The sequence below is a fragment of the Actinophytocola sp. genome (genome assembly GCF_049647105.1).
Classification (GTDB): Bacteria; Actinomycetota; Actinomycetes; order Mycobacteriales; family Pseudonocardiaceae; genus Actinophytocola.
The window spans coordinates 1-22,879 of sequence record NZ_JBARWZ010000144.1 but is presented as its reverse complement, the minus strand read 5'-3'; the positions used below and the strand labels follow the sequence as shown (position 1 = coordinate 22,879).

Annotated in this window: 21 protein-coding genes and 1 riboswitch; of the genes, 13 read left to right on the top strand and 8 right to left on the bottom strand. The window is 70.0% G+C overall.

What is annotated here, in order from left to right:
- Positions 1-83 precede the first annotated feature (83 nt).
- Complete coding sequence (locus tag WBA97_RS17265) at positions 84-431, top strand: hypothetical protein (RefSeq protein ID WP_424231854.1); 348 nt, start codon at positions 84-86, stop codon at positions 429-431.
- Here the strand turns inward: WBA97_RS17265 and WBA97_RS17260 are convergent.
- Positions 389-2,368, bottom strand: a complete 1,980-nt coding sequence (locus WBA97_RS17260; protein WP_424231853.1) for a hypothetical protein — start codon at positions 2,366-2,368, stop codon at positions 389-391. The two genes, WBA97_RS17265 and WBA97_RS17260, sit on opposite strands and share 43 nt — an antisense overlap.
- Positions 2,369-2,729: 361 nt before the next feature.
- Between WBA97_RS17260 and WBA97_RS17255 the strand changes: the two genes are divergently transcribed.
- A complete protein-coding gene (locus WBA97_RS17255; RefSeq protein WP_424231852.1) occupies positions 2,730-4,211 on the top strand; it encodes a glycoside hydrolase family 76 protein in 1,482 nt (493 codons plus the stop codon).
- Between the two features lie 51 nt (positions 4,212-4,262).
- On the opposite strand, the gene WBA97_RS17250 is transcribed toward WBA97_RS17255, so the two are convergent.
- The 4 genes from WBA97_RS17250 to WBA97_RS17235 all read right to left on the bottom strand — a co-directional run bounded on the left by WBA97_RS17250 (position 4,263) and on the right by WBA97_RS17235 (position 7,912).
- Positions 4,263-4,928, bottom strand: a complete 666-nt coding sequence (locus WBA97_RS17250) for a polysaccharide deacetylase family protein (protein WP_424231851.1) — start codon at positions 4,926-4,928, stop codon at positions 4,263-4,265.
- Between the two features lie 2 nt (positions 4,929-4,930).
- Entirely contained in the window at positions 4,931-5,632 is a 702-nt protein-coding gene (locus WBA97_RS17245; RefSeq protein WP_424231850.1) for a glycoside hydrolase family 11 protein, read from the bottom strand.
- 446 nt (positions 5,633-6,078) lie between these two features.
- Entirely contained in the window at positions 6,079-6,552 is a 474-nt protein-coding gene (locus WBA97_RS17240; protein ID WP_424231849.1) for a hypothetical protein, read from the bottom strand.
- Between the two features lie 139 nt (positions 6,553-6,691).
- Positions 6,692-7,912, bottom strand: a complete 1,221-nt coding sequence (locus tag WBA97_RS17235; protein WP_424231848.1) for a helix-turn-helix domain-containing protein — start codon at positions 7,910-7,912, stop codon at positions 6,692-6,694.
- A gap of 196 nt (positions 7,913-8,108) precedes the next feature.
- On the opposite strand from WBA97_RS17235, the gene ligA reads away from it, so the two are divergent.
- A complete protein-coding gene (ligA, locus tag WBA97_RS17230) occupies positions 8,109-10,100 on the top strand; it encodes an NAD-dependent DNA ligase LigA (protein ID WP_424231847.1) in 1,992 nt (663 codons plus the stop codon).
- 12 nt (positions 10,101-10,112) lie between these two features.
- Here the strand turns inward: ligA and WBA97_RS17225 are convergent, their stop codons facing one another.
- The gene (locus WBA97_RS17225) at positions 10,113-10,631 is read right to left on the bottom strand and encodes a hypothetical protein (protein ID WP_424231846.1); all 519 of its coding nucleotides are present in this window, start codon (positions 10,629-10,631) and stop codon (positions 10,113-10,115) included.
- Between the two features lie 133 nt (positions 10,632-10,764).
- Complete coding sequence (locus WBA97_RS17220; protein ID WP_424231845.1) at positions 10,765-11,655, bottom strand: DUF4349 domain-containing protein; 891 nt, start codon at positions 11,653-11,655, stop codon at positions 10,765-10,767.
- Positions 11,656-11,808: 153 nt separating this feature from the next.
- Here WBA97_RS17220 and WBA97_RS17215 point away from each other — a divergent pair, with 153 nt between their 5' ends.
- The 9 genes from WBA97_RS17215 to WBA97_RS17175 all read left to right on the top strand — a co-directional run bounded on the left by WBA97_RS17215 (position 11,809) and on the right by WBA97_RS17175 (position 22,206).
- Positions 11,809-12,912: a sensor histidine kinase gene (locus tag WBA97_RS17215; protein ID WP_424231844.1), complete on the top strand. Its 1,104-nt coding sequence runs from the start codon at positions 11,809-11,811 to the stop codon at positions 12,910-12,912.
- Positions 12,905-14,011, top strand: coding sequence for a hypothetical protein (locus WBA97_RS17210; protein WP_424231843.1), 1,107 nt, complete (start codon positions 12,905-12,907; stop codon positions 14,009-14,011). The genes WBA97_RS17215 and WBA97_RS17210 overlap by 8 nt, the downstream gene beginning before the upstream one ends.
- Positions 13,993-14,658: a response regulator gene (locus WBA97_RS17205; RefSeq protein WP_424231842.1), complete on the top strand. Its 666-nt coding sequence runs from the start codon at positions 13,993-13,995 to the stop codon at positions 14,656-14,658. The genes WBA97_RS17210 and WBA97_RS17205 overlap by 19 nt, the downstream gene beginning before the upstream one ends.
- A 107-nt stretch (positions 14,659-14,765) precedes the next feature.
- Entirely contained in the window at positions 14,766-15,602 is an 837-nt protein-coding gene (locus WBA97_RS17200; RefSeq protein WP_424231841.1) for a M23 family metallopeptidase, read from the top strand.
- A gap of 9 nt (positions 15,603-15,611) precedes the next feature.
- Complete coding sequence (locus WBA97_RS17195; protein WP_424231840.1) at positions 15,612-16,643, top strand: GH25 family lysozyme; 1,032 nt, start codon at positions 15,612-15,614, stop codon at positions 16,641-16,643.
- 121 nt (positions 16,644-16,764) lie between these two features.
- Positions 16,765-16,890, top strand: a riboswitch (FMN riboswitch).
- A gap of 16 nt (positions 16,891-16,906) precedes the next feature.
- A complete protein-coding gene (pnuC, locus tag WBA97_RS17190) occupies positions 16,907-17,542 on the top strand; it encodes a nicotinamide riboside transporter PnuC (RefSeq protein ID WP_424231839.1) in 636 nt (211 codons plus the stop codon).
- A 183-nt stretch (positions 17,543-17,725) separates the two neighbouring features.
- Positions 17,726-19,630, top strand: coding sequence for an ABC transporter ATP-binding protein (locus tag WBA97_RS17185; RefSeq protein ID WP_424231838.1), 1,905 nt, complete (start codon positions 17,726-17,728; stop codon positions 19,628-19,630).
- A 12-nt stretch (positions 19,631-19,642) separates the two neighbouring features.
- On the top strand, positions 19,643-20,764 hold the full coding sequence (locus tag WBA97_RS17180; protein ID WP_424231837.1) for a hypothetical protein: 1,122 nt from the start codon (positions 19,643-19,645) through the stop codon (positions 20,762-20,764).
- A gap of 281 nt (positions 20,765-21,045) precedes the next feature.
- On the top strand, positions 21,046-22,206 hold the full coding sequence (locus WBA97_RS17175) for a PQQ-dependent sugar dehydrogenase (protein ID WP_424231836.1): 1,161 nt from the start codon (positions 21,046-21,048) through the stop codon (positions 22,204-22,206).
- Between the two features lie 61 nt (positions 22,207-22,267).
- Here the strand turns inward: WBA97_RS17175 and WBA97_RS17170 are convergent, their stop codons facing one another.
- The gene (locus WBA97_RS17170; protein ID WP_424231835.1) at positions 22,268-22,480 is read right to left on the bottom strand and encodes a CsbD family protein; all 213 of its coding nucleotides are present in this window, start codon (positions 22,478-22,480) and stop codon (positions 22,268-22,270) included.
- A 202-nt stretch (positions 22,481-22,682) separates the two neighbouring features.
- Between WBA97_RS17170 and WBA97_RS17165 the strand changes: the two genes are divergently transcribed.
- On the top strand, positions 22,683-22,838 hold the full coding sequence (locus tag WBA97_RS17165) for a hypothetical protein (protein WP_424231834.1): 156 nt from the start codon (positions 22,683-22,685) through the stop codon (positions 22,836-22,838).
- Positions 22,839-22,879: the final 41 nt, after the last annotated feature.

Here is a 22,879-nt window from a genome sequence, read left to right as displayed (position 1 = left end):
CGTCCATTGCGAAATACGTACATCGCGTGATGTCTCGCCGTCCCGCCAGGCGCACTCTGAGCTCGCAGGCTCGGAGGTAAGCGATGGACGAAAGAACGCTCCACGCGCTGGCGCTGGTCGCATCCGGCGACGTGGAGTTCCACACCGGTGCCTGGGGAGGCCCGGCAGGCTACCGCTGGCGTGGCCTCGCCGGTGGTGGCCCGATCCCCTGGGACGGTGTGCTCGAGCGACTGGAAGCAAAACAGCTGATAGCGATCGAGCCGCGGCTCGGTCCCCTCGAGCGCCGCGTGCGCGTGACGCTGGACGGCATCGCGGTGCTGACCACCACCGGGGTGAGGACCACTCTGCCCGCGACGACGGTCACGTCGCGGGCAGAGTGGGGTGGGGGTCAGACGCAGGCGCAGTCGCCGGAGCCAGGGTCGGTGCCGTAGCCGCCGGAGTCGGTGCCGGAGTCGGTGGAGCCGCTGTAGCCCTCGTTGCCTTCTGGGCCGTCGCCGACGTCGGTGCTGGACGGGTCGGTGTCGTTCTGGTTCGGGGTGGAGTCGGCGGAGCCGCTCAGCCCGTCGCCGTCGGCGTCGCCGAACCCGCCGGAGTCCGAAGCGGACGAGTCCGACACGCCACCGGAGTCGGTGCCGGTGTCCGAGCCCGAGTAGCCGCCGGAGTCCGAACCCGTATCCGAACCCGAATAGCCGCCAGAGTCCGAACCCGTATCCGAACCCGAACCTGAGTAGCCACCCGAATCGGCGGCCGAATCCGATCCAGAGCCCATGCCGGAGTCCGAACCGGAGTCGCTGGAGCCGGAGCCGAAGTCGCTGCCGCCGTAGCCTTCGCCGCCCTCCGGACCGTCACCGACGTCCGTGCTCGACGGATCCGTGTCGTTCTGGTTCGGCGTCGCATCGGCCGAACCGGTCAGACCGTCACCATCCGCGTCACCGTCGGTGCCGTAACCCTCGCCGCCCTCCGGACCGTCACCGACGTCCGTGCTCGACGGATCCGTGTCGTTCTGGTTCGGCGTCGCGTCCGCCGAACCGGTCAGACCGTCGCCGTCGAGGTCGCCGCTGAACGAACCGCGGCCATCATCGGCATCGCCGCCGTAGCCTTCGCCGCCCTCCGGGCCGTCGCCGACGTCCGTGCTCGTCGGGTCGGTGTCGTTCTGGTTCCAGGTGGCGTCCTGCTCGTCGGGGACGCCGTCCTTGTCGTGGTCGGCGTTCGGGTCGTCGCTGTCCGGCGGGCTCGCAGGGGCCGGGGTGTCGACGCGGTCGCTCGGGTAGCCCTTGCCGCCCTCCGGGCCGTCACCGACGTCCGTGCTCGTCGGGTCGGTGTCGTTCTGGTTCCAGGTGGCGTCCTCCTCGTCGGGGACGCCGTCGTGGTCGCGGTCCGGCAGCGCGGCGCGGCGCGCGGCCTCCTCGGCGTCGGCACGCTCCTGCGCGCGCTCGAGCGCCTCGCGGTACTGGGACTCCTGGCGGTTCTGCGCCCGCCACGCGTCCTGCTGCTCCTTCGCGGCGCGCTGCTGTTCGCCCCAGCTCTCCAGAGCCTGGTTGATTTCCTCCTGGGTGGGCGTCGGCATCGGCGCGGGCCGGATCTCCTTGTCGATGCTGAGCCCGCCGCTCAGGTCGAACCAGTCCGTCCAGCTGCCGGTTGGCTTCTTCTGTTGCTGCTCCGGGGTTTTCGGTGCCGGACCCTTGACCTCCGGCGGCTTCGCGTCCTCGGCGGGATCGACCGGTGTGGTGGTGTCGATCGTGCCGCCGCCGGGCAGCGGGGTGGAGGTGGAGTAGCCGTCCGGCAACCCGACACTCACCGTGCCGTCGGCGTTGCGGGTGACCGTCACGTCCATCTCGTAACTGCGGCCATCCGGCGTCGTGACGGTGCCCTTCGCCTTGTAGCTGCCGGTCACCTCCCCTTCCGGCGACAGGTTGAGCGACAGCGTCGACGAGAACTCGCCGTCCTTGCCGATGTCGAGCTTCACGGAGCCGGTGGCGTTGAGGCCGTCCGGTTTCGGCGCGATACCCGTGAACTGGGGGCCGGTCGGCTTGCCGACCCGCACGCCGCCGCTGACATACCAGCTGCCGCTGTAGGAGTCGTACGCGATCGTGCCGGTCACCGACACCCCCGGCCGGACCGGCACGCCGCCGGAGAGGCCAAGCCCGTTGGGTGCGGGCGCCGCCTCCCAGAACTGTGCGCCGCGCGCCTTCATCTCCGTCACGACTTCCTGCTGCCGCAGGGAGTCCTTCCCGGCCACCCGGCCGAGTTCCGTCTGCAACTCGTGGTCGGTCATGGTACGGACGTCGACAGCGGGCGCGGGCCGGGAGTCCTCTGTGGACTGCGCGGCCTGCGGGTCAGCGGCCGCGACCCCTGCGGACAATCCCATGCCGACGGTCGTGATGGCAGCGCCGAACAGCACTCTGCCGGTAACTCCGAGTGGATGCCCCGATTTCTTCGCCATGGAGCCCTCTCCGTTTCCCCGAATACGTGAGGTGAAATGTGTCACCACGCTATCGAGGTCGCGGAGAATTATCGCGGCGACCGTGGCCGATCGGCGTATTTCGTTAGCCCGAACGTCCCACGCCGATCGGCTGGAATTTCGCGTAATTCACGGAAGCACATGTTCGATCATCAATCTACCCTTTTTCCGCGCACCGACGGGACCCTGATTAGGCCCTTCGGGCGTTTCGGAGAGCGCTCTCATCGGTCACGGTGGAATTTCCCTGCAAGTAAGGCGAGGTAGCTCCGTGCGTACATCTCCCTTGTATATCCCGGTCCTGATCACGACAACCGCGTTGCTGCTCGGCGCTCCCGCGGCGGCCGATCCCGCGACGAGCCCGCCGACCCCCGCCGAGGTGCCTGCCGTGGCGGCGACCATCTGCAACCTCCACTGCGACGCCCGCGACCCGGCGGCCGCGACGGGTGACCGCGCATCCGTGACCGCAGGCGTCTCCGGCCGGACGCTCGTCCTCCACCTCAGCGACGGCGACGCGATGGGCTGGGCCGCCATCGACCAGGTCCGGTCCGGTGACGAGGTGTGGCTCGACCGGTCGTTCGACGGCGGCGGCAATTGGGCGGACGGCAGCCGTCTCGGCCTGACCGCCGCGCCGGGCGGTGTCGGCGGGTGGCGGACCCAGATGTACAACAACGACGACTGGAACAACCTGGGGGTCGGTGCGCTGCGTGCCTGCGGCCGCGCGGCCGACACCGGCGCCGTCGCGTGCACCGAGTGGGCCAGGACGAGGTGGAACGCGGCGAACCGCACCGAGGCGGCGGCGACCGCGATGATGGCGCTGTACGACAACGGTGCCGGGAACTTCCTCGGCGGAGGCTGGTGGGGCAGCGCCGTCGCGCTGTCCTCGGTCATCCGCAACGTCGAGGTCACGCGCATGCCGAGCTACCGGTACGCGATCTCGACGACCTACGACCGGAACGTCGGCGCCGCCAGGGGCCACTTCCGCAACGAGTTCTCCGACGACACCGGCTGGTGGGCGATGGCGTGGCTGGACGCCTACGACCTCACCGGCGACCGGCGGTACCTGGACACGGCGCGGATCGCCGCGGACCACATGCACACGTTCTGGACCGGTGCGTGCGGCGGCGGCATCCGCTGGCGCGAGGGCGGGACGTACAAGGCGGCGATCTCCAACAGCCTGTACGTCCAGGTCAACGCGACGCTGGCGAGCCGGACGGGCGACGGGACCTACCGCACCCGCGCGAGCACGGGATGGTCGTGGTTCGCGGCGAGCGGGCTCATCGGCGGCGACGGGCTCGTGCGGGACGGCCTCGACGAGGCTGGCTGCGCACCGGGCGGCACGGTGTTCTCCTACAACCAGGGCGTGCTGATGTCCGGGCTCACGGAACTGTCCGCACTGACCGGCGATCCGGCACCACGCGACCGGGCACGGCAGGTCGCCGACGCGACCACCCGGCCGGGCTCCGCACTCACCGACAGCGGTGGCATCCTGCACGACCCGGCGGAGGGCTGGGACGACTGCTTCAAGGACGGCGCCTACTTCAAGGCTGGACTGCTGCGCGGACTGTCCGAACTGGACACCGCGTTGTCCGGTCACCCGTACGCCGCCTACCTCGACCGGCAGGGTGACACGGCCTTTTCCCGTTCCCGCAACGCTTTCGACCAGTACTCGCTGTCATGGTCGGCGTGGACGAAACCGTCGGGGCCTGGCTGTCAGGCAAGCGCCCTGGCACTCATGAACGCAACGCACTGACACGTCTGGGCCGGGGGCGTCGTTGCCCCCGGCCCAGTTGTGCGCCCCGGATCAGGCCGGAGCCACGGCGCGCCCTGTCTGCGGCGAGATCATGCCCGCACACAGGTTCTTGCTCGCCAGGGTCTGCGCGATGCGCGGGATCGCGGCGCGCGTGTTCGCCGGCCAGTCGTGCATGAGGATGATCTGGCCGTTGGTGAGCCGTGCGTTGGCCGCCACGATCGCGTCGACACTGGCGTTGTTCCAGTCCTGCGAGTCGACGTCCCAGATGATCTGGGTCAGACCGTACCTGCCGAGCACCGACTGCACGGTCGAGTTGGTCTCCCCGTACGGCGGGCGGAACAACCTCGGTGTGCCACCGCCCGCGTTCGCGATCGCCTGCTGTGTGCGGGAGACCTCCGAATCGATCTGTGCCGCGCTCAACTGGGTCAGGTGCGGGTGGGTGTAGCTGTGGTTGGCGACCCACATGCCGGCGCCGACCTGGGCTGAGACCTGGCCCGGGTTGGCGGCGGCGTACTGCCCCTGGTTGAACATCGTGGCCCGCAACCCGTTCTGCCGCAACGCGTTCAGCAGAGCGCCGGTGTTCCCCGACGGGCCGTCGTCGAACGTGAGCCCGACGTACCCGTTGCAGGCGGCCGCCTGCGCCGGCGTGGCGGCCACGATCCCGGTCACGACCATCGCGGCGGCGGCCAGTGCGGTGAGGAACGTTCTGGTTCGCATGGTCACCCCACTGTGATGTTCGAGTTACCGCTGCTCTGATATCCCTCGGTCGCGAGAACCATGTAGTAGTTGAAGCTGCCGAGGTTCATTCCCGCACGGGCCCACGCGTCGAAATGGTTGCCGGTGGTGATCGTGCCGCCGGTGCGCCTCTGCTGCCGCACACTCCAGTACTGCGGGAAGGTCTTGGTGCCCTCGACGGACGGGGCGTTGTACCGCATCGTCCGGTAGATGTCGTACGTGCCGCCGTCAGTGGTCACCGTGCCCTTGTACTCCCCGGTGGGCCGGTAGGTTCCCCAGTTGTCGACGATGTAGTACTCGACGAGCGGGTTCGACGTCCACCCGTACAGGGTCAGGTACGCATTGCCGGACGGGTTGAAACTGCCGGAGTAGCTGACGGTTCTCCGCGAACCGTTGGTCCATCCCTTGCCGCCGACGAAGTTGCCGACGTTGCTCCACTGCATGCTGTAGTTGCCGCCGGAACCCATGTTCATGCAGGCCGAGCCACCACCGTCGGTCCAGAACGAGTAGTAGTAACCGTTGTGGTTGCCGGTCTGGCTCGAGCACGTGGCGTTGATGCCGACGTCCGTGGCCGCGGTGGCGCCGGTGGCACCGGGCAGCACGGTCATGGCCAGCGCGACGCACGCACTGCCCGCGAGCACCCTGATCCGCCCGCGCTTGCGACTCCCCGACTGAACGAAACGCATTCTTCCTCCTCGTCGTTGAGGGTTGCCCGGGGCAGGGCGGGACGCCACGCGCCGATGACGCACAACAGCGGGATTGACCGGCCATTTGCGACCGGAGAGCAGGTCTCCCGACCCCGGATCGACACCGGCGTGAGCCTTTGTCGACACGAGCAGTGTTGGTCCGACTCCGCCGTGTTGTCAACAAGTTTCGTCAATGTTTCGGAAATGCCTTCCGAGGGCGCGGATACCCGGTCGACCATTTCACCTGTTCAACGAGTTGAACCCGGCACCGTGCGCGCCATGGGCGCCGAAAGTTGCGAATTGACGTGACCGCATTCGGCCACCACCAATGAAACTTCCGCAAAACTTTCGGACCCCGGCGGTCTCTGCGAGGCGCGGGGCCGCTGGGCAGGCAACTCCTCGGCGCTCAGCCTTCGCGCAGGCGTAGGGGTGCGTTCGCGGTCGAGTCAGAAGACGGGAATCGGTGGCACCACGATCGGTTCTGGCAAGTGCGGCAGATCGATGTACTGGGTGAGCCGCTGACGTGCCGCGAGCGGCAACACCAACCCAGGAAGAGGACGCACAGCCTCCCGCCGCCGCCCCTCCTCGCCATACGGTTCCCAACCAAGCACCTCCCGGAGAATCTTCTCGGGCGCCGCCATGTCCCAAAGCGTGACAGCCGCCGGCTCCCAGCAGTCCACACAGGGCATCGCCCGGTACGCACTGGCCATCAAGTGACTGCGGATCACCACCACATCCGCGGCACCGTCCTCCCACATCCACACCGCACTCACAATCTCGGGCACCTGACCGACACCCGACGCCCACCGGTGAATCGTCCAACTGCGATCACGCATCCGCTGCATCAGCGCCCGCACAGCAGGACTCGGGTCAGCCAGAGTCATGACCCCCACCAGCCCGACGCCGCCCGTGACGAGCACCGGCCCGTTCTGTGCCGACGATCCGACATGATCACTGCCATAGTCACCTCCCGTTGACGGGACGTGACGCTATGCGCCGGTCATGGGTACGCGGGGCACAAAGCAACCCCCCTCATCAAGGGGTACAGCTTGTACCCCTTCAGGCAGGTTGAATGCCGATCCGCTGAGCCAGCATCCGCGCTTCCTCGCGGACAACTGTTCCGCCGTTCTCGGCGAGATCGATCAGCGCACCGCGTGTGAACGGGTCGAACTTGATCGTCTCCGGTGCCTCGTCCTCGGCCTTGCGCAGCAGGTGGACCGTGGCGACTGGTTCGCGGTTAAGGTAGAACGCCCTGGCGATCTGGATCGTGTGGCGCGACCGCCGAGTGGCCGAGGGGACGAGGCTCAGGTCGAGCCTGTCGGCTCGTTGCACCGCGTCTCCTGGCTTCATCAAGTCGTTGAGGATGTCAACGGCGTAGCCGTCGACAATGCCCCGGCCAAACATCAACCACGGGTGTGTGTACTGGTCACCGAGCGCAGAGGCGGCATAGTCCGCGTGATCCCAGTAGTGCCACGCATCGCCTTCCCTGCCCATCTTGGCATGCGACAGCGCAATGGCCAGGTACAGCAGTCCCCAGAGGGCGCGGTCCTCTTCGCTGCGCTCGAAGTCGAGCAACCGGATGGCGTCGAGCGCGAGCTGGACGCGTGCTTCGTGCTGTTGGCCGGCATCCCTGAAGACATGGTTGAGGTACCAGACCGCCGCCGCCATCGCGTAGGGACTGTCAGCGTCCTGTGCGGCCGTCATCGCTCGGTCACCGGACAGCCACACCTGTTCGGACGCTGGCTGATTCGATAGGAACAGCTGGGTCAGGTGGTATACCTGCGCCTCGGCAGCCAAGGCGGCGCGACGGTCGTTGCCGTCGGCGCGGCGCACCGCCCGGCGGGCGTCTTGCAGGATGTCAGGGATCAGACCGGCGATCGCGGTGCGATGTCGGTGGGTGCCGTGCCACAGCTCCCACATCTGGCGCACTCGACTGATTACTCCGTCCACATCGGCCGGGCCGTCGCCGATGACCATCGGATATGTGGCGAGCGCCTGGGCGACATCGGACAGTTGCTCATGAGCCGCCTTGGTGTAGGACGCGGTGGTAAGACGCTCATCGCCGGTCAGCTCAGCCAGGTCGTCGACACCGAGCACCTCGGCCAGGCGTAGCAGCAAGGGCAGTCGCGGGGTCAACAGCCGACCACCCTCAAGGGCCTTCACCCATTCACCGGACCGGCCGACGAGACCGCCGAGCACCGGACGGGACAGACCAGCACGCTCACGGAGACGTCGCAGCCGGTCTTTGAAGGGCACGCCAGGGTCGCTGATGCCGGCCATGGCCTCCACCTCTCGCAGGTTGGACCCCTCGCGCCCCCGGCCCGTCGGCCGGGGGCTACCTCTGCGAGAGGTTCGCCACCCAGGCTACCGCTCCTGTCAGCCTGACTCAGGACGATCACCACCCCGAGGACGACAGCGCCCACTACACCAGCCGGTAGAGCTTGAACTGCTGCTGTCGCCGGTACCGTGTTGCGCTGTGAACGCTCGGGAACGCATCCAGGAACTCGCCGGCCAGATCACGTCGCTGCGTGACGCCTACTACCAGGGCGCGCCGCTGGTGGCGGACGCCGAGTACGACGCGATCGAGGACGAGCTGCGGGGCCTGATCGAGGCGAACCCGGAGCTGGCACCCGACCCCAACCCGCTCGAACAGGTCGGCGCGCCCTCGGTGCTGCACGCGCCGGTCCGGCACTCGCGGCCGATGCTGTCGCTGGAGAAGGCGAACCGGCCAGAGCAGGTCGCGGCGTTCTTCGACCGGTTCCCCGGTCAGCCGGTGGTGGTCATGCCGAAGCTGGACGGGCTGTCGCTGGCGCTGGTCTACGAGGACGGGCGGCTGGCGCGGGCGGTCACCCGGGGAGACGGGACGACGGGCGAGGACGTCACGGTCCTGATCCGGGCGCTGGGCGACGGGATACCGGAGCGGGTGGACGCGCCGGGCCGGGTCGAGGTGCGGGGCGAGGCGGTGATGCTGCGTTCCACGTTCGCCGCCTACAACGCCGCGCACCCGGACCGGTTGCTGATCAACCCGCGCGGCGGCGCCGCGGGCACCCTGCGTGCGAAGGACCCGGCCACGGTCGCCGGGCGGCGTCTGCGGTTCTTCGCCTTCGACCTCGACACCTCCAGCGGCGGCGCAGAGACCGACCTCGAGGACGCACTGCGCACGCTCGGGTTCACCGTCGCCGACATGCGGCACTGCGTGGACGCGGCCGCCGCGCAGGAGGCGATCTCGGCGATCGAGACACAGCGGGCCGACCTGGACTACGACCTCGACGGTGCGGTGTTGCGCCTGGCCAACCGCGACGCCTACGCGGCCGCGGGCACCCGGTCGAGCTCGCCGCGTGGCGCGCTGGCGTACAAGTTCGCCGCCGAGGAGAAGACGACGGTGCTCGCCGACGTCGTATGGGACGTCGGCAAGACGGGCAAGATCGCGCCGGTCGCCAAGCTGGAGCCGGTGTTCGTCGGCGGGTCGACGGTCACGAAGGCGACGCTGGCGAACCAGGAGGTGATCCGCGCCCGCGGCATCCGGATCGGCGACACGGTACTGGTGCGCCGCGCGGGCGACGTGATCCCGTTCGTGGCCGGTGTGCTCGACGAGTCCAAGCGCACCGGCGCGGAGCGGGAGATCGTGCCGCCCACCGTGTGCCCGTCGTGCGGGCAGCCGCTCATCGAGCAGGGCAACAGCCGCGAACTGTTCTGCGTCAACGTCTCCTGTCCCGGCCAGACCGCAAGACGGCTGGCGCACTGGGCATCGCGCGCGGCGGCGGACATCGAGGCCGTCGGTCCGGTGTGGATCGAACGGCTCGCCGAGCACGGGATCCTCGAGAACCCGTCGGATCTCTACGCGCTGACCAAGGAGCAGCTGCTCGAGTTCGACCGCATCGGCGAGGTCTCGGCGGCCAGGATGATCGAGTCGATCGACGCGAGCCGCGGTGTCGGCCTGCGCCGTGGGTTGATCGGCCTCGCGATCCCGATGGCGTCGGAGGGCACCGCCGCACGGCTGTGCCGCGCCGGTTTCGGCTCGCTCGAGGAGGTCGCCGACGCGGGCGAGGAGCGGCTCGTGGCCGTCGAGGACATCGGCCCGAAGGTCGCCGCGTCGCTCGTCGAGCACCTGACCCGGCTGCGTCCGGAACTGGCACGCCTGCGTGCGCGCGGTGTCTCACTGGACGTCCGCGACGAGGACCTCCCGCCGGTCGTGGCGTCGGACGCGCCGCTCGCGGGCAAGACGGTCGTCATCACCGGCTCGATCAGCGACCCCCGCTCCGGCGAGAAGGTCCCCCGGCCCACCTTCCAGCGCATGTGCGAGAAGGCGGGCGCGACCCCGGCGTCGTCGGTCTCGGCGAGCACCGACTTCCTCATCACCGGCGCCGACGTCGGCGCGAGCAAGCTCACCAAGGCCGAGAAGTTCGGCGTGGAGGTCGTCGACCAGGGTGAGATCTGGCGGCAGCTCATCGCCGCCGGTCTCGCCTGACCGCCGGGCGAGTCAGCCGAAGAACACGATGTCGTACCAGTCCGCCAATACGGGCAACTGTTCACCTTGGGTGATCAGCCCGAGGCAGTCGTTGGCCGGGTCGACATAGGTCACCGTGGTCGCCTGATAGTCCACGGTAAGGACGCCCGGCGCACTGTCGTACGAGGCACCCGCGCTACCCACGATCGTCGCCTCGCAAAAGGGCCCGGAGACGTCCGCGTCGATGTTGGTGATGGTGTAGGTCGTCACCGTGCCCGACTGGCTGTCCGGGTGCAGCTGCCACGGGTGGTACGGGGACACCGTCCACATCAAGCCCCACTGGCCGCAGTTCTCGTAGGTGGACTCGTCGATGTCGGCCAGGATGCCGCCCGTCTGGTTGCCACCGATCACGTTGGTGTCACAGCCCAGCGAGGAGACCGGTCCCCCGTACCCGGCGTACCGCCCCACCGTGGGCGCGGCCTGCGCGACACCGGCACCGAGGACCAGGACGGTCATCGTGGCGAACAGGGCACGGAACAGCTTGCCGCGCATGGCTTTCTCCCCAGGTCGGAACCGAAAGTCCATGAAACAGCGCTGTTCCGCCCGCGACCACCCTGACCGCGAAATTGCGCACCGGCGCAATCATCGGCCACCCCGGCATTGTCCGCTCGTGACAAACCCGCGGTCAGGACTGCTGCGCCACCGGTGCCGCCGGACGGCGACGGCGCCGCCAGCGGATCGCCAGCACGGTTGGCACGCCGAGCACGATCAGGAACGGCAGCATGGCGCCGACGACCCGCAGCGTGCCTGCCCCCGCGTCGAGGAACGCGCCCCAGCCGTCGGACAGACCGGCGAAGAAGCCGCCCTGTTCCTCCTCCTGCTCCTGCACGGGTACCGCGTCGGTCTTGTCGACCCGCATCGTCACCGTGGACATGGCGACCTGGCCCGCCAGTGCCTGCCTGCGCTGCTGCAACGACTCGAGGTCGGCCTCGCGGTTGGTCACCTCCTGCTCGATCCGCACGATCTCGTCCACCGTCGTCGCCTTGGCCAGCAACGCGCGCACCCGGTCCACGCTGGCGCGCTGGGTGGCGATCCGGCTGTCCAGGTCCACGACCTGCTCGGTGACGTCCTCCGCGGCCTGCTCCCGCGACACCACCTCGCCCAGCCCGGACAGCTCGGTGAGGGTCTCGTCGAACCGGTCCGACGGGATGTGCAGGGTCAGCGTCGCCGACTCCTCCCGGACCGCCTCGCGGCCCGCGTAACCGCCCGCGCCCGCCGCGACGTCACGTGCGTTGTCGACCGTCTCGACGACGTCGGCGGTCGTCAGCTCGATGGTCGCGGTGCGCACCAGCGTCCGGTCCACCCCCGGCTGGCTGATGTCCCGCTGTCCCACCGCCTCCGGCTTCTCCCCCTCGCCGGTCGCATTCGGCTCACCGGCACCGCGGCCCGCGTCCTCGGCCTGGTAGGGCTGGGCGGCGATGCTGTCGGCGGAGCCGCCGGAGTCGCCTGTGCACGCCGTGACCAGTCCCGTCGCGATGCCCAACACGATCGCGATGCCGACGATTCTGCCGTTCATACGTCCTCCCTGACGTCTGTGGATGTCACCTGGACGGACGAACGGCACGAACCCGTTGGCCCGGCGACGGTCACAACTCGGCGTCGGTCGGCCGCCGCAACGGGGTGTGCCGTTTCGCCGATGTGCGCCCCCTCGGGTTGTTACGGTCTCCTGGTGCCGCGGCAAGGCAGCGTCGAAGCGGAGTTCCTGATCTCCGCACGCCGGTTCGCCGGGCCCCTGCGCGGGATCGGGCTGGTGCTCATCAGCGCGTTCGGACTCCTGGCGGTGCCCGGTGACACTCTGCCCCTGGGGTTCGCTCTGTTCGCCCTGGTGGTGGCCGGCGCCGCGGTGGACTGCTGGACCGGGCTCTCCGGGCGCTGGGCGCCGTTGGCACTGGCGTTCGCCGTCGCGCGGGTCGTCGCGGTCTGCGTGACCCAGGAGTGGACCGGCGGGCAGCCCAACCAGTGGGCGCTCAACGTGCTGACCACGACGGCGATCACCGTGCAGTGGGAGTGGTCGCCGAAGGTCTCGGTGCCGGTCACGGCCGGGTTGCTCGCGGTCCACCTCGCCGTGACCGGCGACGGGGGCGCCATCGTCGCGCGGCTGCTGATCGAGTGCGTGCTGTCCCGGCTGGCGTTCGTGCTGCTGCGCCGGTCGAGCCGCCGCGTTGACCTGCTGCGTGCACGCCAGGCGGCACTGGCGCGGGCCGAGGCGCTGTCACTCGCGCGCCGCAGGCGGGAACGGGAGTACCTCGCGCTGTTGCACGACACGGCCTCGTCGACCTTCCTCCTCGTTGCGGTGCACGGTGCGGACACCGAGCCGGGACAGGTGGCCGGGTTCGCACGGCACGACCTCGCCGTGCTCACGGGTACCGCGGGCGGACCGACCACACAGGACAGTCCGGTCGACCTCAATGCCTCGCTGCGCACCGTCGTGGACCGCAGCGGGCTGACCGTCGACGTCCGGTGGCGGGACGGGTTGCCGGTGCCCGCTTCGGTCGCGCTCGCACTGGTGCGTGCGGTGCGCGAGACGCTGGCCAACGTCGAGCGGCACGCTGGCGTGCACACCGCGACGCTGAGCGCGGACCTCGACGGTGACCGGGTGGTCGTGACGGTCGCCGACGACGGCGCCGGCTTCCGGCCCGACGAGGTGCCGCGCTCCCGGCGCGGCATCCGCGGCTCGGTCGTCGAGCGCATGACCGCCGTCGGTGGCAGCGCCGCCGTCACCTCACGCCCCGGCGAGGGGACCACCGTGCGGCTGGAGTGGCCGGGTGGCTGAGGATCGCGCGGCGGCCGGGCACGTGCACGCCACCATGCGGATCGCGTTGCTCGGCGTCGCGGGCGGCGTGCAGTTCGCGCTGTGCCTGTGGACGCTCACGGGCCACGCGTACCGGCCAGCGTGGGTCGCCGTCGCCGCGTTCATCGCGCTGGCGCTGGTCACCGCGACGTGCGGGGTGTGGGTCGTGCGAAGGAAACCCCTGCCGTCCGCCGTCGTGGTGGGTGGCACGGTGATCGTGCTGACCGCCTCGTTCTGCGCGACGGCCGCCCTGCCGCCGGACGGGCACCTCCGCCCACCGGACTGGTCCGTCGGCCTGGTGGGGTGGCATCTGTTGCTGCTGCTCCTGGACCGGGTGCCCGTGTTGCTCGCGGCCATGGCCACGCACATGGCGGTGAGTGCTGGCCAGTTCGTGCTGGCGGGTGTGCCGGAACGCGCCGAGGTCGGCGCCGCGGGTGCTGTCGCGCTCGGCACGGCCAGCGTGCAGCTGGCGGTCGTGGTGATCACGCGGATGCTGCGCCGCCGCACCGCCATGGCGATGGCGGTGGCGCGGGAACGGGACCGGCTGGCGACCAGGGTGCTGTCGGCCGAGCAGTGGGAACGCGAGCAGCGGACCGTCTTCGCCGGGCAGATGGGCGCGACGCTGCCGTTGCTCGCGGACCTGGCCGACGGTGTGCTGGACCCGCGCGACCGCGGCACCCGGCGGCGGTGCGCGCTCGCGGCGACCCAGCTGCGCAGGTTGTTCGCCGAGAACGACGAGGTCCCCGATCCGCTGGTGCACGAGGTCACCGCGTGCGTGGACGTGGCGGAGCGCCGCGGTGTCGACGTGTCGCTGGCGGTCAGCGGCGCGGCCGTGGCGGTGCCCGCGGACGTGCGCCGTGCGCTCACCGGCCCGGTCGTGGCGACGTTGTCGGCGACGCGGGTGCGCGCGCGGGTGAGCGTGCTGCGCACCGACGAGGACGTGCGGGTCGCCGTGGTCGCCGACGCGGGCACGGAGGCGGGCACCGACACGGTCGCCGCCGCCACGGCACGAGTCGAGGTGGAGAGCGGCACTTATGGTGAGTACGTGCGAACGGAGGCCAGATGGCGGAGGAAGGGCTGAGCGCGGTGGTGAGCGCGGTGGTCATTGACGACCATCCCGCGGTGCGGACCGGGGTCGCCCACTGGCTTTCCTCCGGCACGCCCGCGATCCGCGTGGCGGCCGATGGCGACGACGTCCGCGTCGCGTGGGTCGGCGACGGCGCCACGGCCGACGTGGTCATCCTCGACCTGCACCTTGGCGGGCCCGCCCCCGTGACGGGTGAGCTGCGCAGGCTGGTGCAGGCGGGGCGGCGGGTCGTCGTCTACTCGATGCGCGCGGACGACGCGATCGCGCTGCGGTGCCTTGAGCTCGGGGCGTTGAGCTACCTGACGAAGGCCGAGGGCGCCGACCACCTCGTCCAGGCCACCGTCGCCGCTGCCGAGGGCCGCGCGTACACGCCGCCGTCGCTGGCCGGTGCGCTCGCTGGCGACCGCTCCGCCCACCGGCCGGTGTTGTCGGCCCGCGAGACCGAGGTGCTCGTCGAGTGGTTCCAGTCGGAGTCCAAGGACTTCGTGGCCCAGCGCCTGGGGATCTCGCTGAGCACGGTCAACACCCACCTCGAGCACATCCGCGTCAAGTACGCGATGAGCGGCCGGGAGGCGCCGACGAAGGCGGCGCTGGTGGCACGCGCGATCCAGGACGGCCTGGTCCGGCTCGACGACCTGTGAGCCGCCCGCACTGAGCCGAACGGCCGTCGGTCGAACACCCGATGCGCACGACTCGTCACTCGTTCTACGTTCGTGCGAAACACCCTCGAACTCGGGAGTCGGGCCCAATGGCGAGCGATGGCATCAGCAGGCGGACGTTGTTGCGGGGAACGGTGGCGGCCGGTGTCGTCACCGCGGCCGGGGTGGGGGCCGGCATCGCGCAGGCCGCGCCCCCGGGGTTCTACCACCCCTTCACCGGCTATCCGATCACCGGGACGTGGCAGGACCACCTCAACGACGGCTCGCTCGGCGGCATCGACTTCGGGATGGGCGTCGGCACCCGGTTGCCCGCGTGCGGCGGCGGGGTCGTGACCAACATCCCGAACAACGGCACCGGCGGTCACACCGTCACCATCCAGCACGACAACGGCTACCGCACCCAGTACATGCACCTGTCGCAGTTCCTGCTTGGCAACGGCACGCGGGTCGGCATGGGCGACGTCGTGGGGCTCTCCGGCGGCGCGGTCGGCGCGCCGGGATCGGGCAGCTCGACCGGCCCGCACCTGCACTGGCACATGATCAACCCGAGTGGCACGCGCATCAACCCGCTGGACTTCATGGCCGGTGGCGGCGGTGGCGGCGGGCTGCCGAAGACCACGACGGAACAGGACGGCGTCCCCGGCCCGATCATGTGGAAGCGCGCACAGAACTGGCTGCGCATCGAGCAGGGCTACACCGGCCCGATCGACGGCGTTCCCGGCGTGAACACCTATGCGGCGCTGCAGCGGGGTGTGCGCGGCTACGGCTACACGGGCCCGATCGACGGCGTCATGGGCCCCAACTCGTGGGCGGGTGTGCAGCGGCTGGCCTCGCACTGGGGTTACACCGGCCCCATCGACGGTGCCATGGGCCCCAACTCGTGGCGCGGCTTCGCCCGTTTCCTCAACCAGGACAAGTACAACTAGGGGAACGCCGTGCTCGCACAGACTCTGGTCGCGGCGGTCATCGCCGTCGCGGCCCCCGTACCCGTACCGCCCGGCGTGGTCACCGGCCTCGACGTCGCCACCACGCAGGCCGGGATCGACTTCACCCAGGCCCGCGCGGACGGCCACGCGTTCGCCGTCGTCAAGGCGGGCGGCTCGCAGCTCACCGAGGGCCCGTACACGAGCCCCCACTACACCGCTCAGGTCACCGGGGCACGTGCCGCGGGACTCCGCGTCGGGCACTACTGGGTGACCGGCGACTTCTCGACCCCCGTGCAGGCGGCCGACTACTTCGTCGGCCACCTGCACGACTACCGGCTCGGCGACGTGCTCGCGCTGGACAACGAGGTGCTGGACGACTCGACGCGGCTGTGGAACGACAGTGACGTGGCGGCGTTCTTCACCCGCGTGCACGACCGCGTCGGCGACCACGTGCCGTGGCTCTACATGGGCGCGGCGGACCTGCGGTCGGGTTCGTGGCCACGCACCATCGCCACCGGCACGAAGCTGTGGGTGGCGTCATGGGGCGCGAACGACGGCTCCTATCCCGGCGAGCCGAACCTCGGCGGCAAGTACCCGGCGTGGAGCGCGCACCAGTACACGTCGAACGGCACGGTCGGCGGGACCCGGGTCGACGTGAACGTGGCCCGCCCCGACGCGTTCGACGTCGTCACACCCGGCCCGCCTGGCGAGCCACCCGCGTTGCCGAAGACGACGACCGAACAGGACGGTGTACCCGGCACGGTGTTCTGGCAACGCGCCCAGAACTGGCTGTCGATGGATTGGGCCTACACCGGCCCGATCGACGGCGCACCCGGGACCAACACCTACAAGGCACTGCAACGCGCCATGCGCGACCACGGGTACACCGGCCCGGTCGACGGCGTGCCGGGCACGAACACGTGGGCGGCGGTGCAGCGGCTGGGCACGCAGTGGGGCTACACCGGCCCCGTCGACGGCGTCATGGGCCCCAACTCGTGGCGCGCCTTCGCCCGCTTCCTCAACCAGGACACCTACGACTGATGCCCGGAAGAGCACTCGAGCCCCTCGGGCCACCGGCCATCGCACCCCGCGGGTGCGGTGGCCGGTGGGGTTGGTCACAAGCTGCTGTCGGCGATTCGGGACAGGTGCAGGCTGGACGGGAAGCGTGTTCCGGGGTCGGTGAAATTCCGAGCCGGCGGTACAGCCCGCGACCCGTCCGCACCCGCGGACGGTTGACCCGGTGAGATTCCGGGGCCGACGGTCAGAGTCCGGATGGGAGGAGCACGCTGGCTGAGAGGGTTCTCATGCACGTGTTGCTCGACAACGGAATCCCGTTCCTGGGGCAGACCATGTCCTACGCCGAGGTGATCGGCCAGGTGTTCGCGATCGCGGTGGTGTTCCTCGCCGGCGCACGCACGCTGTGGACGTGGCCGGTGCAACTGGTGTCGGTGGCGCTCCTGTTCGGCGTCTACGCCTCCGCGCAGCTGGGCGGGCTGGCGGTGCGGCAGGTGATCGTCGGCCTGATCGCGGTCTACGGCTGGTGGGCGTGGGCCCGCAAGCGTGACCCGATCCTCGGTGTGCCGGTGCGCACCGGCACGACACGGGAACGACTGGCCGCCGTGGCCGGGTTCGTCGTGGGCACCGTGGTCTTCGCCCTGGCCCTTGACGCGTTCGACGCGTCGTGGGCTCCGTGGCCGGACGCCGCGATCTTCGTCGGCACCGCCCTGGCGTTCCTGTTGCAGAGCCTGGGTCTGGTCGAGTTCTGGATCGTGTGGCTCCTCGTGGACGCGATCGGCGTACCACTGCAGATCTCGTCGCACCTGTACTTCAGCGCGCTGGTGTACGTGGTGTTCGGCGCCCTCGTGGTCCACGGGCTGTGGACGTGGACGCGGGCCGCGCGGAAACAGCCTGCTCCGGTCGCGGCGCGCCCGACGGCCTGACCGCACGGACAGCGCGAGAACCGGACGTGTTCCGGCGTTCGCGGTCCTGCGATGAGGCATGTCCAGACCGAGGACCCCCGGCCTCGGCGGCACTGGCACGGCACGGCTCGCATCACGGTGATGTTTCCGGACGATCCCGGTGTCCCGGCTTGAATTGTCGGTGGTGTGCGCGAACATGCCTGTATGGGTGAGAACGTGGACACGGAGCGGCCGCTGATCGGCTTGGACGGCATCGCCGCCCCGAAATGGGCGGCGGCCGACCGTGCGGCCGCGGACGCGACCTGGTGGGAGACGGTCCGTTCGGTGCCAGCTGCGGTGGCCACCGTGACGCGGTACTCCTGGCAGGCGTCCCGGCGGCTGACCGTGCTCGCCGCGGTGCTGCACGTGCTGTCCGGGTGCGTCACGGCGTTCGGCCTGCTGGCCACGGCCGACGTGCTGACCGAGCTACTGGAGCAGGGGCCGACGCCGGAGCGGGTCGTGGCGTCGCTGCCGTCGATCGCGTTGGTGGTGGGGGCGTTCGCGCTGGGGGCGTTACTGGACGCGGCCGTCGCCCTGGTGCAGGGGATGCTCACGCCGTATGTCGAGGTGGCCGCCTACGACCAGATGCACCGGGCCGTGCTCGATGTCGAGGCCGCCGCGTTCGACGACGCCGACTTCCGGGAGCTGGTGCGCCAGGGCGGTGAGCGCGGCGCGAACGCGATCCGCAACTCCACGCAGGGAGTCGCCGACCTGATGTCGTCGGTGGTGACGATGGTCGCGGCCATGGTGACGGTCTCGTTCTTCAGTGGCTGGCTGCTGCCCGCGATGCTGGTCGCCGCGGGCATCGACGCCTGGGCGGCGATGCGTGCGGCCAAGCTGAGCTACGAGTCGTTCCTGCAGATGGTCAACCGGGACCGGCAGCAGTGGATGATCGGCGAGCTGATCACCGGGCGCGAGGCGGCGCTCGAGGTGCGGGCGTTCACCGCACAGCCGACGTTGCTCGCGGAGTACCGGAGGGTCGCGGAGATCCTGGCGGCCGAGACGGTCCGGGTCGAGCGGCGGCAGACGTGGATCCAGCTCACCGGCCGGACAGCGGCCGGGGTCGGCACCGCGCTGGCCTACGGGGTGCTCGGGTGGCTGCTCTACATCGAAGCGATGCCGCTGGCGCTGGCCGGGGCCGCGGTCGTCGCCATGCGCACCGGGTCCACCTCCCTGCGCAACACGATGTACCAGGTGAACCGGTTGTACGAGCAGAGCTTCCACATCGACCTGTTCCGCAGGCTGCTGACCGACGCGACGACGCGGCGTGGACCGGAGCCGGTCGCGGACGCCCCGGTCAACCCGGCCACGATCGAGCTGCGGGACGTCTCCTACACCTACCCCGGCCAGGACTCCCCCGCCCTGGCCGGGGTGTCGCTGAAGATCCGGCGGGGCGAGGTGGTCGCGCTCGTCGGGGAGAACGGCTCTGGCAAGTCGACGCTGGGCAAGCTGATCACCGGCCTGTACCGGCCGACCGAGGGCCAGGTGCTGTGGGACGGCACGGACATCGCCACCGCGCACCGGCACACCGTGCACGAGCAGGTCTCGGTGATCACCCAGGAACCGCTGCGCTGGCCGGTGACCGCCGCCGACAACATCCGGATCGGCCGCCTGGACCGCGACGGCCGCGACGGCACGCTGTGGGTCGGGCACGCGGCCACGTCCGGCGCGGACGAGGTGATCGATGCCCTGCCGCGCAAGGAGAACACGATCCTGTCGCGGCGGTACGAGGAGGGCAAGGACCTGTCCGGCGGGCAGTGGCAGCGGCTGTCCGTGTCCCGAGGCGCCTACCGGGACGCGCCGGTGCTGGTGGCCGACGAGCCAACCGCGGCGCTCGACGCGCGGGCCGAGGCCAAGGTGTTCAGCGCGCTGCAGCAGGCCGGCCGTGACCAGCGAGGCGAACGCACCACCGTGCTCGTCACCCATCGCCTGGCCAATGTGCGGCAGGCCGACCGCATCATCGTCCTCGAAAAGGGAAGCATCACCGAGGACGGCACCCACGAGGAGCTCATGTCCCACGATGGCCTCTACGCCGAGCTCTACACCCTTCAGGCGGCGGCCTATCGCTGACATGCTTGTGATATGTCCACAGACTTGAGCCGTCGTACGTTGCTTCTTGGCGCGTCCGTCGCAGGCCTCGCCGTCGCCCTGCCCGGCGCCGCCGCCGCACAACAGCTCGGCTACGCGGCGTTCCGCGTGGTGCGCGTGCGGCCGGGCGAGCCAGCACGGCCGGAGATCACGCTGCCCGCCGGGTACGAGATCGTGCCGGGTGACCAGTACTCCGTGGCCAGCCGCGCCGAGTACTACACGTTCGTGCGTGGCCCGGTGGCGGACGGCGTCGATATCCACGTCACGTGGCCGGGGGTGCCGGTGCGTGCCGTGGTCCACCAGGAGACCCGTCTTGACCTGCGCCGCCATCGCGACGGCGTCGCGTTCACGCTGCCGGTGACCCAGCCCTCGGCCGACGCGAACCAGCCGACGCTGCAGGTGTGGAGCTTCCCGGATGTCTCACCGGGCATGGACTTCCGCATCGAGCACAACGACCCCGACCGCGTGGCCGGGCCGTGGACGACCGTGGCGTGGCCCGAGGGACAGGTGCGGTCGGTGGTGCACCAGCTGATCGCGGCACACGCGATCTGGCAGGACTCCGGCATGACGAGCGTCGCCGCGGCCAAGGGGCACCGCTTCGTGCTGATGGGGTTCGAGACCAACAACACCCTGCACGCCGACAACCCACCGCACTGGCACATCTCCTACAACTCGGGCGCGGACTTCAACGCGAAGACCCACAACCCACACTTCTGGCTCAACGCGGACGGCGGCACGTTCTACAACGGCATGGACGTCACCGGCCTCGGCCGCTTCAAGCACTACGTCGGCGACCCGGCTCCCGTCTACGACTTCATCGGCGACGCCAACAACGGCAGGGGCAACCTGGTCGTCACGTTCACGATCCGCGGGGACGGCGGCCTGGACATCGCCCCGGCGAGCGGTCCGGCGTACGCCATCGCGGCGGGCCGGAACGGCACCCTGGTCGAGGAGGTGACGGTACTGCGAGCGGGACAGCCGTGGCTGCGGGTGGCCACCCGGGACCTGGTGAAGGAAGGCGTGCTGGTGGTGGAGGTGGACGGCCTGGCGAACCGGTCCGCGTCCCGGCGCAGGGTGCTCCGCTACGACCCGCTGACCGGCGTGCTCCGGCACTGACACGAAAGCCCGTTGGTACCAAGCAGTTTGAGGCGCCCACCGTCGCTAGCCTTGGTCCTGTGGACCTACCGACGGCGACACCGTCGATTCGCGCCATGGCCGATCTGGCCTGCGATCCGAGGATGCGCTGGGTCGAGACCAACACTGAGAAATTCCGGGGAGGCGGGTTGCGTCATCGGGCAGCTACCCAGCACACCTCGCAGGTGGTTGAATCAGGACACAAGTTGTCTAGACCATTCAGCGAGGGAGTCCGGATGTCACGACGTCGATGGCGCAGTCGTATGTTCACCATCCCCCTGCTCACTGCCGCGACCGCGATCGGGCTGGCCGTGCCTGCGAACGGAGATGGCAGCGGCGTACCACTGGACCAACTACGAGTCACCACAACGGAAGTAGCGGCAGACCTGACCAAGCCGACCTCGATCACCGGCCTTCCCGACGGGCGCCTGCTGATCACCGAGAAGCCGGGCCGCGTTCGCGTGTACGACCAACGCACCGGCCTGGCACCCACGCCCGTGCTCGACCTGTCCGACCGGGTCAACGACTCGGAAGCCGAGCGCGGACTGCTGGGTCTCGCGCTCGCACCGGACTTCGCCAGAACCAGGAACGTCTACGTCGCCTACACCCGCCTCCCGGACGGCGCGGTGACCCTGTCGCGGGTGAAGCTGACCACCGGCGCCGAGCAGGTGCTGCTCACCCAGGAACACGCCGAGTTCGGCAACCACAACGGCGGCCACGTCACGTTCGGCCCCGACGGCTACCTGTACCTCGGCATCGGGGACGGTGGCAGCGGCGGCGACCCGTTCGGCAGCGGCCAGAACCTGAACACCCTGCTCGGCAAGATCCTGCGCATCGACGTCAGCCGCACCTGCGGCGCCCTGCCGTACTGCGTGCCGAGGAGCAACCCGTTCGCCGGGACCAGCGGCGCGCGGCCGGAGATCTGGGCGTGGGGCCTGCGCAACCCGTGGAAGTTCTCGTTCGACAAGACGGACGGCTCGCTGTGGATCGCGGACGTCGGCCAGGGCCGGTACGAGGAGATCGACCACATCGGCGCCCGCGACGGCGGCGCGAACTTCGGCTGGTCCTGTATGGAGGGGCCGATCGTGTTCGACGAGACCCGCTGCGAGCCGGATGCCGCGTTCACCGACCCGGTCTTCCACTACCGGTCCGGCACCGAAGGCTGCGCCGTCATCGGCGGCGCGGTGTACCACGGCCGGCGCTACGCCGACCTGGCCGACGGCACCTACGTGGCCGCCGACTTCTGCGCCATGACCGCGTGGGGCCTGCGCGCCGACCGCGACGGCGGCCACACCGGCGCCGCGATCGGCACCTTCCCCGAGTACGTGACGGCCTTCGGCACCGACAACCACGGCGAGTTCTACGTGGTGACGGAGACGCCCGGCAAGCTCTACCAGGTCGGCTTCACCCGCGTGAGCGGCTGACATAGGCGATCGGTGGCCGGCTGCCGCCGGTCACCGATCGTTAGAGGGCGCGCCCTCTAAGTCACTTGTCGTCGCGCAGGTCTTCCCGCACCTTGTGCACCGCGCCCGCCGCCTTGTCCCGGACGTCGTGGCCGGTCTCCTTCATCTCGCCACTGAGCTGGTCGCGGCGGCCCGCGTCCTCCAGTTCCTCGTTGTCGGTGGCGCGACCGAGCTTCTCCTTCGCCGCGCCGGTCACCTGCTCGGCCTTGTCCTTGGCCTTGTCGAACACACCCATGACGTACCTCCGATGTCGGGTTTCCTCCCCGACCCACCGTGTACCCGGGCGCGGGTGCATCACACCTGACCGTGACGGCCGTCTGCCACCCACATTCTCGACAAGCCGTGTTTAGCCCTCCCGGCAAGGGGTACCACGCCGTTGAGAAAAACTCTCGCGAACAGGTACGGCAACGTACTCCGGGTAGAAAAAGAGGCCCCTGTTGATCATCCTAGGAATCATTCTGCTCGTCATTGGTCTGATCGCGAACATCTCGATCCTGTGGACCGTCGGCATTGTGCTGGTCGTCATCGGCGCGGTGCTGGCCATCGTCGGCGGAACCGGTCGCAAGATCGGTGGACGCGCGCACTGGTTCTGATCCGCATTCGGAGAAGCGCTACCCCGAGCTCGGGGTAGCGC

Coding starts and splice junctions, on each gene's coding strand:
- pnuC (WP_424231839.1), top strand. CDS start 16,907: ATGCACGTGTTGCTCGACAACGGAATCCCGTTCCTGGGGCAGACCATG.
- WBA97_RS17235 (WP_424231848.1), bottom strand. CDS start 7,912: ATGGCCGGCATCAGCGACCCTGGCGTGCCCTTCAAAGACCGGCTGCGA.
- WBA97_RS17225 (WP_424231846.1), bottom strand. CDS start 10,631: ATGCGCGGCAAGCTGTTCCGTGCCCTGTTCGCCACGATGACCGTCCTG.
- WBA97_RS17175 (WP_424231836.1), top strand. CDS start 21,046: ATGTTCACCATCCCCCTGCTCACTGCCGCGACCGCGATCGGGCTGGCC.
- WBA97_RS17185 (WP_424231838.1), top strand. CDS start 17,726: ATGGGTGAGAACGTGGACACGGAGCGGCCGCTGATCGGCTTGGACGGC.
- WBA97_RS17180 (WP_424231837.1), top strand. CDS start 19,643: ATGTCCACAGACTTGAGCCGTCGTACGTTGCTTCTTGGCGCGTCCGTC.
- WBA97_RS17205 (WP_424231842.1), top strand. CDS start 13,993: ATGGCGGAGGAAGGGCTGAGCGCGGTGGTGAGCGCGGTGGTCATTGAC.
- WBA97_RS17170 (WP_424231835.1), bottom strand. CDS start 22,480: ATGGGTGTGTTCGACAAGGCCAAGGACAAGGCCGAGCAGGTGACCGGC.
- WBA97_RS17260 (WP_424231853.1), bottom strand. CDS start 2,368: ATGGGATTGTCCGCAGGGGTCGCGGCCGCTGACCCGCAGGCCGCGCAG.
- WBA97_RS17250 (WP_424231851.1), bottom strand. CDS start 4,928: ATGCGAACCAGAACGTTCCTCACCGCACTGGCCGCCGCCGCGATGGTC.
- WBA97_RS17265 (WP_424231854.1), top strand. CDS start 84: ATGGACGAAAGAACGCTCCACGCGCTGGCGCTGGTCGCATCCGGCGAC.
- WBA97_RS17200 (WP_424231841.1), top strand. CDS start 14,766: ATGGCGAGCGATGGCATCAGCAGGCGGACGTTGTTGCGGGGAACGGTG.
- WBA97_RS17245 (WP_424231850.1), bottom strand. CDS start 5,632: ATGCGTTTCGTTCAGTCGGGGAGTCGCAAGCGCGGGCGGATCAGGGTG.
- WBA97_RS17220 (WP_424231845.1), bottom strand. CDS start 11,655: ATGAACGGCAGAATCGTCGGCATCGCGATCGTGTTGGGCATCGCGACG.